Origin of the sequence: Sphingomonas sp. GlSt437, from assembly GCF_048015635.2 — a bacterium.
Lineage (GTDB): Bacteria > Pseudomonadota > Alphaproteobacteria > Sphingomonadales > Sphingomonadaceae > Sphingomonas.
The window spans coordinates 1,372,803-1,385,050 of sequence record NZ_JBPGYA010000001.1; the positions used below are offsets into that span (position 1 = coordinate 1,372,803).

Consider the following 12,248-nt stretch of genomic DNA (forward strand, 5'->3'; position numbering starts at 1 on the left):
GTCAGTGTCCTTCGTCGGGGATCACGGCAGTGGTTTCGATTTCGATCAGTGCATCGGGCTCGACAAGGTTGGCGACCTCCACCACGGCCATTGCCGGATAATGACGGCCGATATGGCGTCGATAGCTGGCGCCGATCTCGCGCAGTGCGGCACTATAGGCGTCACGGCTGGTGACGTACCACGTCATGCGCACGATATGCTCGGGCCGGGCGCCACCCGCCGCCAGCGTGGCGACAGTGTTGACCAGAATTCGCTCGAACTGGCTGGCGATATCCGCGCCGGCGAAGCGGCCCGCCTCGTCCCAGCCGATGATGCCGCCGGTGAATAGCATCGCGCCGCGCGCGAGCACGCCATGTGCATAGCCGCTCGGGCGCGGCCAGCCTTCAGGGAGGAGAATTTGATGAGTCATTGCACCGACAAGAGTTGCTGCCGCCAGGCCTCGGGCCAAGGGTGAGGTTGGCCATTGCCAAGATTGATCAGCACTTGGACTAGGGTTGCTGAAAAGCGGCGTTCGCCCGCGCATTGCGCGTCGACGGCGAGATTGACCGACGTCGTGCCGATGCCAGTGACGGCGACGTTTATTTCGAGCTCATCGGCCAGCTGCACGGGCCGCGCGAAGTCGGTAGCGAGTGTCGCGGTCGGCAGACCAAGCCGGTGCTGTTCGTGCATCACGGCGCGCGAGACGCCGGTGCCATAGTGGGTCCAATCCTCGATCGCGGCATCGACCAGCTCGAGCAGGCGCGGGTAATAAGCGATGCCCGCCGGGTCGCAGTGCGCGAAGCGGACGCGATGGCGGCTTACGAAGCTCATGCCGCGCTCGCCAGATGCTGGCGCGCGATGACCATGCGCTGCACTTCCGAAGCGCCTTCGTAGATGCGTAGCGCGCGGACCTCGCGGTAAAGGCTCTCGACGATATGGCCGTGGACGACGCCAAGCCCGCCATGCAGTTGCACCGCCGTATCGACCACGCGCTGCGCCGCTTCGGTCGCGAACAGCTTGGCCATGGCGGCCTCGCGGGTCGGGCGCCGGCAGAGTACGTCGCGTGTCCAGCCGGCACGATAGATGAGCAGCGCCGCCGCATCGATCGACAGCGCCATTTCGCCCAGCTGGCTCTCGACGACCGCGTTGCTCGCGAGCGGCGAGCCGAACAGCATGCGCCCTTGCGCCCGCATCGTTGCTTCATCGAGCGCGCGGCGGGCAAAGCCCAGCGCCGCAGCGCCAACCGTCGTGCGGAACACATCGAGCGTTGCCATGGCCTGCACGAATCCGCGCCCTACCTCGCCGATCAGTGCTTCGGTGGGCAGTTGCATACTATCGAATTGGATTGTCGCGAGCGGATGCGGCGCAGTGACTTGAATGCGCTCAGCGATCGACAGGCCAGGCGTTTCGGCGTCGACGACGAAGGCGGAAATACCCTTGGCGCCCGGCGCCTCGCCGGTGCGCGCGAACAGGACATAATGGTCGGCTATGCCGCCGTTGGAGATATAGGTCTTGGCGCCGTCGATCGCCCAGCCATTGCCTGAGCGCTTGGCCGACGTGGTCATCGCCGCCACGTCCGATCCACTGTCGAGCTCGGTCAGCGCGAAGGCGGCGATGCGACTGCCGTCAGCGACGCCGGGCAGATACGCCGCCCTCTGGGAGGCGCTACCGAACAAACTAATCGTGCCCGACCCCAACCCCTGCATTGCAAAGACGAAATCGGCGAGACCATTGTGGCGTGCCAGCGTCTCGCGGATCAGCGACAGTGAGCGCACGTCGAGCGTGTCGAGCAGTCCCCACGGCGCTGGCACGCAATAGCGCAGCCAGCCGCCCGCGCCGAGCAGGCGGACCAGCGCACGGCACTGGCCGTCGATATCCTCGTCGCTGTGCCGGTCCGCCAGCTGCTCGGCGATGCACCATGCCTCAAGATCGCGCGCGAGGGTGCGGTGATGGTCGTCGAGGAACGGCCAGTCGAGAAAGCTGGTGTCGGCCATCAATTGCCCTCGAACACCGGGCTGCGCTTGGCCGCGAAGGCTTCGAACGCGCGAGTGAAGTCCTGCGTCTGCATGCAGATCGCCTGCGCCTGCGCTTCCATCTCGATCGCGACATCCAGGCTGACCGCCCATTCGACATTAAGCTGCGTCTTGGTGATGCCGTGGGCGAAGGTCGGGCCGGTGGCGAGCGAGGTCGCCAACGCCCGCGCCTCGTCCAGCAGCGCGTCCTCGGCGACGAGGCGGTTGTGGAAGCCCCAGCGCTCGCCCTCGTCCGCGGTCATCACCCGGCCGGTGAACAACAGCTCGCTGGCGCGGCCCTGGCCGATCAGGCGCGGCAGGATGGCGCACGCGCCCATGTCGCACCCGGCCAGGCCGACGCGAGTGAACAGGAAGGCAGTCTTCGCGCGTGGGGTAGCGAGCCGCAGGTCGCTCGCCATCGCGATGATCGCGCCGGCGCCGACGCACACGCCGTCGATCGCGGCGATCACCGGCTGCGGGCAGGCGCGGATGGCCTTGACGAGATCACCGGTCATCCGCGTAAAGGCTAGCAGCTCGGGCATTGCCATTTTCGTCAGCGGGCCGATGATCTCGTGCACATCACCGCCCGAGCAGAAATTTCCACCGGTGCCGTTGATGATCACGACCTTGACGGTGGGTACATAGACCAACGCGCGGAACAGGTCGCGCAGCTCGGCATAACTCTCGAACGTCAGGGGGTTCTTGAGCGCGGGGCGGTCGAGTGTAACAGTGGCGATGCCGTCGGCGCACGCCCAACGGAAATGCGTCGGCCCATATGTTGACGGATCGATCATGCCTGCTCTCCGGATCGGTCGGCGGCAATCGATGCCTTCAGCGCGCCCAGCAGATCGAACAATGCCTCGCGCTGCTCGCGGCTGACGCCGTCAAGCATGGCCTCGAGCCAGCCATGATGCGCGGCAGCCAGATCGGCGAAATGGGCGTGGCCGGTGGCCGTGATCTCGACGATCGACGCGCGGCGGTCCGACGGCGACGCCGTAATGGTCACATAGCCATCGCGCACCAGCGTCTTGATCAGCGCCGTCACATTGCCGTTGGAAACGAGCAGCGCGCGGGACAGCTCGCTCATCATCATGCCCCCCTGACTGCGGTCAAGCGCGGCGAGGATGTCGAAGCGGGGCAGAGTAGTTGAAAACTGTTCCGCCAGTCGCCGCTGCAGGCGTTTTTCGATCACCATCGTGCATGACAGCAGCCGCAGCCAAAGGCGGATGCCGAGCTGATCGCCCGGGGCGCCGTCCAGCTTTTCGCGCAATACCGGTCGCGTCACATCGTCTCTCCGCCTGAAATCGAGATTGCTTGTCCGGTGATGCGGCCACTGCCGGGCTGGCAGAGCCACAAAGCCGCTTCGGCCACCTCATCTGCCTCGATCAGTCGGCCCTGCGGGTTGAACCGGGCCAGCGCGCCGCGCGCCGCAGCGTCGTCCCGACCGGTTTTCGCCCGGATCATCGCGACCGCGCGGGTGACAAGATCAGTGTCGGTGAAGCCCGGACACAGCGCGTTCACCGTGATCGGCGTGGCCGCTAGTTCTAGCGCCAGGCTCCGCACCAGTCCCAGGACGCCATGCTTGGCGGCGGCATAGGCGCTCGAATAAGCATAGCCACGCAGAGCCGCTGTGCTAGCAACGGCAACGATCCGGCCATGGTCCGCCGCGCGCAGATCGGGCAGGGCGGCCTGCGCACAGTGGAATACCGTATTTAGATTAGTCGCGATCATCGCGTGCCAGGCGGCTGGATCGATAGTGTCGAATGCTGCGGTTTCCGCCGCGCCAGCGTTGGCGATCAGGATCGAGACGGGGCCGTGCGCGGCGCGCGCGGCGGCAAAGGCGCGGTCTACCTGGCTGCGGTCGGTCAGGTCGGCGACGCTGGTGGCGGCGCCGGTCTCGGCTGCCACTTCTTGCAGTTTTTCATCGCGACGCCCGACGATGGTGACGCGCGCGCCAGCCGCAGATAGGCTGCGCGCGATCGCCGCGCCAATCCCCGTACCGCCGCCTGTCACGACCGCATGCGCCCCTGCCAGCGTCATCAAGCACGCAACGCCAAGGCGGGCTCGGTCGCCTTGGCCAAGTTGCGCGCCAGCTGGGTCATTCCTGCCTCATAAGGTGGCGGGACGGCGACGCCGCGATATTGCGCGGTTGCCGCCGCGCGCAGCGTCCACATCGGGTCGAGCAGATGCGGACGACCGAGCGCGACCAGGTCGGCGCGACCGGCGGCTAGAATCGAGTTGGCGTGGTCGGCCTCGAAAATGTTGCCGACCGCCATCGTCGCGATGTGGGCTTCGTTGCGGATCTGATCGGAGAAAGGCGTCTGGAACATGCGGCCATAGACTGGCTTTGCTCCAGTCCAGGTCTGACCGGCGGAAACATCGATCAAATCGGCACCGGCAGCTGCAAAGCCGCGGGCGATATCAACCGCCTCGTCCGGCGTCACTCCCGTGTCGCCGGTCCAGTCGCTCGCCGAAATGCGAACGGACATAGGCCGGTCGGCAGGCCACACCGCGCGCATCGCCCCAAAGACCTCCAGCGGAAAACGCAGCCGGTTCTCCAGGCTGCCGCCATAGTCGTCGGTCCGCTTGTTCTGCAGCGGGGTGATGAAGGCGGAGAGCAGATAGCCATGCGCGGCATGCAGTTCGATCATGTCGAACCCCGCGTCGATCGCACGTCGGGTCGCGGCGACGAAATCGTCGCGCACCCGGTCCATATCGGCGCGCGTCATGGGGCGAGGGGTTTGGTTGTGGGGAGACCATGCAACGTCGGAAGGCGCGACCAGTGGCCAGTTGCCCTCGGGCAGCGGCGCGTCCATCCCCTCCCAGCCGATCCGCGTCGATCCCTTGGTGCCCGCGTGGCCAAGCTGCAGGCACATCTTGGCGCAACTGTTGGCATGGACGAAGTCGGTCACGCGGCGCCATGCCCTTACCTGCCCGTCGTTCCACAGCCCTGCGCAGCCGGGCGTGATCCGTGCCTCGGGCGACACGCAGGTCATCTCGGTAAACACCAGCCCGGCGCCGCCCTGGGCGCGGGCGCCGTAGTGGACGAGGTGGAAATCGCCCGGCACGCCGTCGACCGCCGAATAGGTCGCCATCGGCGACATGACGATTCGGTTGGTGAGCGGCATCGACCGCAGCCGATACGGCGCGAACATCGGTGGCGCGACGTCGTTGGCGGGTGTGCCGGTGGCGCGCGACTGGAACCAGCGCTCGACGCTTTCCAGCCATACCTTGTCGCGCGCTCGCAGATTTTCGTGGCTGATCCGCTGGCTGCGTGTCAGCAGCGAATAAGCGAACTGGACCGGTTCAAAGTCGAGATAGCGATCAAGCGTCTCGAACCATTCGGTTGAATTGCGAGCCGAATTCTGGAGCTTCAGTACCTCGACCGTCCGTTCCGCCTGATACTCCTCCAGCGCATCGATCCGTGACAAGCCGGGGCGGTTCAACACCTGCGCCAGCTTGATCGCATCCTCCAGCGCCAGCTTGGTGCCCGACCCGATCGAGAAATGCGCGGTGTGGGCAGCGTCCCCCAGCAGAATAAGCTTGTCATACGCCCAGCGCTCACACAGCACGCGGCGGAAGTTGAGCCACGCCGCTGAACCCCGCAGGTGCGCCGCGTTGGACATTAGCCTGTGCCCGTCCAGATGCTTTGCGAATACCCCTTCCGCCCAGCGGCAGGTCTCGTCCTGCGTCATGGCGGCGAGTCCAAGCGCCGCATGGGTCGATTCCGAACATTCGACGATGAAGGTCGATAGCCCATCATCAAACCGATAGGCGTGCGCCCAGACCCATCCTTCGGGCAACTGCTCGAAGGCGAAGGTGAAGGCATCAAACACCTTCGTTGTGCCCAGCCAGACAAACCGATTGGCGCGGGTCTCGATGTCGACGCCGAAGTGCGGTGCATAAGCGTCGCGCAGCTTGGAATTCACCCCATCGGCACCGATCACCAGATCATAATCGGCATAAGTAGCCAGATCGGCATCGAACTCATGTTCGAAATGGAGTCGGATGCCGAGCGATCGAGCGCGGTCCTGCAAGATTTGGAGCAGCCGCTTGCGCCCAATGCCGATGAAGCCATGGCCCGATGAGCGGATGGACTCGCCGCGGATACGTACGTCGATATCGTCCCAATGTGCGAAATCGTTGCTGATTGTTTCGGCGCTGACCGGATCATTGGCGCGGAGATTTTCGACCGTTTGGTCGGAAAAAACGACACCCCATCCGAAGGTGTCGCCTGCCTTGTTCCGCTCGAAAATATCGACATCATGGCTCGCATCGGCCAGCTTCATTGAAATCGCGAAGTAAAGGCCGGCGGGGCCGCCCCCCAGACAGGCGATGCGCATCAGATCTTCCTGCTATTTACCGTGTAGCCGATATTTCATACTTAAAACATATTGCGCTATGCAGCAAGCCATGACCTGTCGGAGGCCACCCATAACCGGCGGATTTCACGCCATGATCTGCCGGCGCAGCGACGCGAACTCCTCGACGTGCCAGACATCGCTGATCATGAAATCATCGCGTACGCGAATCACGTCCATGCCGTTGATCTCGAAACGGTTGCCACGCGCCGGCACCCCCATCAGCGGTGCGCCGGTGTGGGTGCCGCGCATCACCCAGCGATCGGCCGCCAGATCGCCTTCGACAACATAATCCTCAATCGTCATGGCGAGGTCGGGAACCGCTTCGCGCAGCCAGCCAAGCACGTCGACGATCCCAGGAATCCCTGGGCGTTGGCCCGGTGCGGGCATGTGATCCACGACGTCAGGCGCATAAAGCCGATACGCCGCCGCTGCATCGCCGCGCGCCCAAATTTGCTCGATATGTTCCTTGGCGATGCTCAGGATGCGTCGTTCCCGATCGCTGAGCAAGCGAGGGTCGGGATGGCGAGCTCGCTGGCCGGGGTTGGTGATCGGGGTGGGCGGCGCGATGCTGGCGACATCGCCAACCGGTGCGCCAAAGGCCGTTTGGCTGCTCCCGATCTGGTCAAGAAACTGCAGTATCTCCTCGACATGCCAAAGCTCGACGATTTGGCCGTTGGCGACGCGGATCATATCGATGCCGGAAAAGCGCACGAGCTTGTTGCTCGCCGGGATGCCGAACAGGGCACCGCGATGTGTGCCAGTAAGCGTCCAGAAATCGACACCCAGCTCGCCGCAAGCAATGGTGCCCAGCAGGCGCATTCGCAAATCGGGGATCGCGGCGCGGAAGTCCGCTACCACCTGCTTCATCGCGGCGCGGCTATTAGTCTGTCCCGGCACCGGCATATGATCGATCACGTCGGGCGCATAGTATCGGTCGACGGTATCGAGCCGACCATCGTTCCACAGATCGATGATCTGGCGCCGCAGCAGGCCAGTGACCAGTGCCCGGTTGGGCTCAGGCATCTGCGGCGTAGCCATAGGTCTGGTTGGCCGGCCCGCCACCCGCAGCATGATAGCGTGCGACGATGGCGTCGAGATGCGCGGTCTCAACACCCTTCTCACGATAGAGCGCGGGGTCGACACCATAGAGCCGGGCGCTATTTTCACCCAGAATGGCGCGGCGGATCGGGCTGTCGGCGTTCCCGAGGTCCGGATAGCCGAACCGATCGATGAGGTCGGGCGGCATGATCAGGCGACGGAATGCCTCAATCTGCCATTGCGGGCTGCCATACCAGACCGAATCAGTTCCCCAGAGCACCCGGTCGGCACCCAAGCCCTTGACCAACATGCCGATCATCGCCGCCGCGAGCCGGGGATGCGTCAGTACCGTAAACGCAAAGCTCGCGCCGATATCGGCGTAGAGATTGTTGAGACCGTGTCGGGCGGGCATCTCTGCGAGGTCGCTGACCCAGTCGATCCGCCCGGTCGCCTCGAAATGATGGAGTTCGGCCTCGGTCGGCTGCGGGATGGTGCGGTAGCCGGCGTGGTAAATAACGAAGTTGAGCTGCGGCCAGTCCTTTGCTGCCTGCACCACATCATCGACGCGGGCGAAAGGCTCGGCTCCGGGCATCACTTCGTCGGCATTGGCGGGGAGCAGGCCTTTATGGATGCACAGATTACGCACCCCGGCCTTCACCAGCTTTTCATAGGCCGGATACATGAGCTTCTCGTCGTCGAGGCGCCAGCGCTTGTTGGTGGGCGAGAAAGGCTCGCCAACGGTATAGCCTTTCCAGCCATCTGGCCGGATGTCGGCATGGACGCGATCAATCTCGTCGAGCCAGCCGACATGACCGGGGCTGATCACCGCATGGGTCAGCAGCCGCCGCCCGCCCGCCACGCTATTCACAGCATCGCGGGCCGCAGCCATCTGATCATTGGAGAGCATCGGCTCGCCTTCCGAAGGCGCCCCTGACAGCAGGGCAACCTTGGTATCGCTGTCGAGATAGATATCCTTCAGGAACTGTGTGAACTTGATGTGCTCGATACTGAACCGCCCGGCAAGCGGCAGCTTCAACAGCTCGGCGGAAATCTCAATCAGCCCGGTCAGTGGAATGAACAGCTCGGGATCGGCATCATCTTTTAAGAAGTGAACCTGGTCGTCGAACACGAACTGATGCTTCAGCTCGTTGCGTCGTGCCGCCGCGGCGTCGGGGTCGTGCGCTTCCCCATCGCCAATGCTGAACCCGCCGCCGCCAAAACTCTCGTCCAGCGTTTCGAACGCCGCCGCCATTGCCATCGGGGTCTGAAAATAGCGATCAACCGTCATACCATGTCGACCTGCCGTCGCTTTGCCACGCTCTAGCACTGCTGCTTCATAGCGGCGCAATGTTGCGCTTTGTGCCGGGGGCGTGAATTCACCGTTCGATACGATCCGGCTCGGGACGGGAAGCGGACGAAGCCGCTCGGCGGGGACCAGTGCGCGGCGGATGGGATCGGTGAGGAGCATGACCATGGCCACGATCCTGCAGCGCGCGCATCGCGCTGGCCCATGAAAATCAGGCCAGCGGCAATGACATCCGGGCGCGGCAGGTGCGTGGCGCGCCCCGTGCGGGTAGCACCGCCACCCAGGAGGCAGGAATGCACGCACTGATCATCGGCGGGACCGGCAAGGTCGGCGGACATGTAGTTATGGCGTTGCGTGCGGCTGGCGCGCAAGCAGTGGTGGCCGCGCGCCATGTCGGCACCGATGGGGTGGTACTCGACCTACGAGATGCCGCTGCCGTCGAAAGCACCGCGCGCGGCTTCGATGTCGCGTTCCTAACGACGCCGCTGGGTGCAGATGAAACCGATGTTGGGTTAGGCGCATTGGCAGCACTGCGCCGCGCGGGCATCGGCAAGATTGTCTACTTGGGCATCATGAACCTTGAGCCGATGCAGGCGATCCCGCATTTCGCCACCAAAATCCCAATCCGCGACGCGCTACTGGCCGATGGGCGCAGCGTGATGATCGGCGCCAATTTCTTTTTCCAGAACGACCGGCTGGTGCTGCCCGCCATCCTGCACGGCGGCGTTTATCCGTTGCCGATCGGGCACGCCGGCATCTGGAGCGTGGATACGGGTGACATCGGCACGGCGGCGGCGCGGGCATTGCTGCTCGACAACTGGAACGGGCAAACAGTGCCACTGTGCGGGACCGAGATGCTGACCGGGGCATCGATCGCCGCGACCTGGAGCGCGGCGCTGGGGCGCCCGGTGCGTTACGCAGGCGACGCCATCGACCCGTTTCTGGCGATGATCCAGCAGCAAATTCCCGGCTGGAGCGAATGGGAGGCCAATGATTTTCGGCTGATGATGGAAATGACCCAGACCATGGGATGCCCGGCCACCCCCGCCGATATCGCCGCCGCCGCCGCCATGATCGGTCGGCCCCAACGCCGTTATAGTGATTTCGTCGCCGAGCTGGTGCAGGAAGCGACCGCCGCCCTGACAGGAGAAGCAGCATGAAGGCGTTATACACCGCTGTCGCCACCGCCCATGGCGGCCGGCAAGGGCATGTGACAAGCGACGATGGCGCGCTCGACCTCGACACGGTTACCCCCAAGTCGATGGGTGGTCCCGGCGGCGCCGGCACCAATCCCGAACAGCTGTTCGCCGCGGGCTATGCCGCCTGCTTCCAGAGCGCGATGGGCTTTGTCGCGGGCCAGCAGAAGCTGGACGCGAGCGGGTCGACCGTCACTGGCCAGGTCTCGATTGGTCCCAATGATCATGGAGCGGGCTTCATGCTCGCGGTGAAGCATGTCGTCACCCTGCCCAATCTCGACCAGGCGGCAGCCGAGAAGCTGGTCCACGACGCGCACCAGGTTTGTCCTTATTCCAACGCGACGCGCGGCAACATCGCGGTCGATTTCGAGGTGCATGGCAAATGAGCTACGCTGAAGCCCTGGCCAAGGAAGGCGACGCGCCGCCAATGCGGCCGCTGACCGACCATGATCATCCCAATGCCCATATGCTCTACAAGGCGCACAAGGCTTTCCAAGCGGGCGACATCGAAGCGCTGTTCGCCGAGATGGCCGACGACGTCGTGTGGCATTTGCCGGGCGATAATGTGCTGGCCGGCAGCTACCATGGCCGTGACGAAATCCTGCGCAATTTCGGCATGCTGCAAGCCGCAGTTGACGCCTATTGGGCGCACCCGCTCGATTATTTCGGCAGCAACAACCATGTCGTGCTGATCGCGCTGGTTCGCGCTCGTAAAGGCGACCGGACGCTCGACACCAAAGAAGCAATGACCTGGAGGGTCGAGAACGGGAAGCTCAAGGAATGCTGGCACATGTGCCTCGAGCCTGAAAAATGGGATGACTTTTTCCGCGCTAATTAACCTGGCCGGTGCGATCTCCACGCTTGGGGCACTCCCCGCAGGTTTGCAGGCGCAGGCATGTCTGCGGGCGTCCAGACATAGTCGGTATCCACCACCGTCTGGACGCGTTCGACGCCGGGCAGCTGGACTAGCGCCTCCCGCGCCGCTTCGATGAAGTGCGGGGCCATTGTGCAGCCGGGGAAGGTAACCGCGAAAGTAACTGTGAGCGCGCCATCCGCCAGTTGCCAGCCGCGCACTAAGCCCATTGCGAGCACTGAGAGCGGCCGGCCGGCGGCAATGCTGCAGGGGTCGTGGATTCGGTCGAGGATGGTAGCGATCGCGGCGTCGAGCGATTCGGCGTTGGTGTCTCCCGCGGTGTCTCGACGTTGCTCGACACGAGCCATCGGGGAGGGGGGGCTAAAGTTGAATGCGTGCGGCGGCATCACCGTCCCACCCACGCTGACCAGGGGCGCTTTAGTTCGACTGGCCACGCAAAATCATCCTCGGCCTGCCTCGCCCGCCATACCTCAATTTCCAGCCCCACTGCCCGCGCGTAATTGCCGGCGAAGATCAGCCTTTTCACGTCTTCGCTGATCGGCGGAATGCCGTGGCGCGCCTGCGCTTCTTCGCTAAACTGGAAAGCCCACATCAACTCGATCAGATGCTGCGGGTGGACAACGGTGCACCCCGTCGACCAGATGATCTTTTCCGGTCCGCCCCATTGCATCAACAACGCCAGCGCTGATTCGAACCGGCCGGGCGCTTGCCAAAGCATCGCGGTCGTCGTCTCCAGATTGGCGTAGACATTTGGGAAGCGGCCGATTGCCATCGCAGTTTCCTCGATGAAGGCCATGCCCGAATGGACGATCTCGAAGCTCATTTCGGGAAAGGCATCGGCGGCTTCCTCGAAATCCTCGCCGATCCGGTAAGGAGCGAGCGGGACCGAGCCGTTGGGCAGCGCCTTGTGGATAGCGATCGTCTTCAGGCCAAGCGCCTGCGCGCGCTCGATCAGCGCCACCACTGTGTCGTCACTGGTCAGCCAGCGGCGATAGGGGTTCATCTGGTGCGGATAGAGCTTCACGCCAACCGCGTTGGGCGTGGCCGCCACCTGGCGCTCCAGATCGTCGAGCACCGCGGCTTTCTCCTCGCACGGATCGAGCCCGACATAGCCGAGGACGCGGGTGGGGAAGTCGCGCGTCATCGCGATCGTTTTCCATTCCGCTGCGAACCCGTCCCTGAACCAGCTGTCGAGCCGCAACGTATGCGTCGCGATCAGGCTGGTGCGGCTTTCCTCCAGCATCGTGCGGACCAGCACCTCGGGCGCCATGTCGGTCATATAGGTCGCCTGAGGGGCCAACGCGTGCGGCGGGCTCAGCATCGCGTGCAGGCCGTAGGACATCTGATAAAGCTGCTCGCCATATTTCGACGCGACATTGCCGTGATCCAGGTTGAGCGCATGAACCACGGGGTCGATGACGAACAAGTCGTCGGGCAGGGGTGGCAGATGGTCGAGCGATGCGGGCATGAGGTATCCTC

Annotated in this window: 14 protein-coding genes; 3 read left to right on the forward strand and 11 right to left on the reverse strand. The window is 64.1% G+C overall.

Annotated features, from left to right (window positions below; all coding sequences use genetic code 11):
* Position 1: 1 nt before the first annotated feature.
* From ACLB0R_RS06705 to ACLB0R_RS06745, 9 genes are all read right to left on the reverse strand, one after another.
* On the reverse strand, positions 2–409 hold the full coding sequence (locus ACLB0R_RS06705) for a RidA family protein (protein WP_416642504.1): 408 nt from the start codon (positions 407–409) through the stop codon (positions 2–4).
* The gene (locus ACLB0R_RS06710; protein WP_416642505.1) at positions 406–810 is read right to left on the reverse strand and encodes an acyl-CoA thioesterase; all 405 of its coding nucleotides are present in this window, start codon (positions 808–810) and stop codon (positions 406–408) included. The genes ACLB0R_RS06705 and ACLB0R_RS06710 overlap by 4 nt, the downstream gene beginning before the upstream one ends.
* Entirely contained in the window at positions 807–1,973 is a 1,167-nt protein-coding gene (locus tag ACLB0R_RS06715) for an acyl-CoA dehydrogenase family protein (protein WP_416642506.1), read from the reverse strand. The genes ACLB0R_RS06710 and ACLB0R_RS06715 overlap by 4 nt, the downstream gene beginning before the upstream one ends.
* The gene (locus ACLB0R_RS06720; protein ID WP_416642507.1) at positions 1,973–2,785 is read right to left on the reverse strand and encodes an enoyl-CoA hydratase family protein; all 813 of its coding nucleotides are present in this window, start codon (positions 2,783–2,785) and stop codon (positions 1,973–1,975) included. Before ACLB0R_RS06720 ends, ACLB0R_RS06715 begins: the two co-directional genes overlap by 1 nt.
* Positions 2,782–3,276 carry a MarR family winged helix-turn-helix transcriptional regulator gene (locus tag ACLB0R_RS06725; protein WP_416642508.1) on the reverse strand — a complete coding sequence of 165 codons (495 nt, stop codon included), beginning with the start codon at positions 3,274–3,276 and terminating at the stop codon, positions 2,782–2,784. Before ACLB0R_RS06725 ends, ACLB0R_RS06720 begins: the two co-directional genes overlap by 4 nt.
* Positions 3,273–4,031, reverse strand: coding sequence for an SDR family NAD(P)-dependent oxidoreductase (locus ACLB0R_RS06730; protein WP_416642509.1), 759 nt, complete (start codon positions 4,029–4,031; stop codon positions 3,273–3,275). Before ACLB0R_RS06730 ends, ACLB0R_RS06725 begins: the two co-directional genes overlap by 4 nt.
* A complete protein-coding gene (locus ACLB0R_RS06735) occupies positions 4,031–6,334 on the reverse strand; it encodes a bifunctional salicylyl-CoA 5-hydroxylase/oxidoreductase (RefSeq protein WP_416642510.1) in 2,304 nt (767 codons plus the stop codon). The genes ACLB0R_RS06730 and ACLB0R_RS06735 overlap by 1 nt, the downstream gene beginning before the upstream one ends.
* A gap of 105 nt (positions 6,335–6,439) precedes the next feature.
* Positions 6,440–7,378: an ester cyclase gene (locus tag ACLB0R_RS06740; protein ID WP_416642511.1), complete on the reverse strand. Its 939-nt coding sequence runs from the start codon at positions 7,376–7,378 to the stop codon at positions 6,440–6,442.
* Entirely contained in the window at positions 7,371–8,867 is a 1,497-nt protein-coding gene (locus ACLB0R_RS06745; protein ID WP_416642512.1) for an amidohydrolase family protein, read from the reverse strand. The genes ACLB0R_RS06740 and ACLB0R_RS06745 overlap by 8 nt, the downstream gene beginning before the upstream one ends.
* A 125-nt stretch (positions 8,868–8,992) precedes the next feature.
* Between ACLB0R_RS06745 and ACLB0R_RS06750 the strand changes: the two genes are divergently transcribed.
* Genes ACLB0R_RS06750 through ACLB0R_RS06760 form a run of 3 tightly spaced genes read left to right on the forward strand, consistent with a single transcriptional unit; the run spans position 8,993 to position 10,733 of the window.
* A complete protein-coding gene (locus tag ACLB0R_RS06750) occupies positions 8,993–9,859 on the forward strand; it encodes an SDR family oxidoreductase (RefSeq protein ID WP_416642513.1) in 867 nt (288 codons plus the stop codon).
* A complete protein-coding gene (locus tag ACLB0R_RS06755; RefSeq protein WP_416642514.1) occupies positions 9,856–10,281 on the forward strand; it encodes an organic hydroperoxide resistance protein in 426 nt (141 codons plus the stop codon). The genes ACLB0R_RS06750 and ACLB0R_RS06755 overlap by 4 nt, the downstream gene beginning before the upstream one ends.
* The gene (locus ACLB0R_RS06760; RefSeq protein ID WP_416642515.1) at positions 10,278–10,733 is read left to right on the forward strand and encodes a nuclear transport factor 2 family protein; all 456 of its coding nucleotides are present in this window, start codon (positions 10,278–10,280) and stop codon (positions 10,731–10,733) included. Before ACLB0R_RS06755 ends, ACLB0R_RS06760 begins: the two co-directional genes overlap by 4 nt.
* On the opposite strand, the gene ACLB0R_RS06765 is transcribed toward ACLB0R_RS06760, so the two are convergent.
* Positions 10,730–11,116 carry an iron-sulfur cluster assembly protein gene (locus ACLB0R_RS06765; protein ID WP_434953790.1) on the reverse strand — a complete coding sequence of 129 codons (387 nt, stop codon included), beginning with the start codon at positions 11,114–11,116 and terminating at the stop codon, positions 10,730–10,732. The genes ACLB0R_RS06760 and ACLB0R_RS06765 overlap by 4 nt on opposite strands.
* 38 nt (positions 11,117–11,154) lie before the next feature.
* Positions 11,155–12,237, reverse strand: a complete 1,083-nt coding sequence (locus ACLB0R_RS06770; RefSeq protein WP_416642517.1) for an amidohydrolase family protein — start codon at positions 12,235–12,237, stop codon at positions 11,155–11,157.
* Positions 12,238–12,248: the final 11 nt, after the last annotated feature.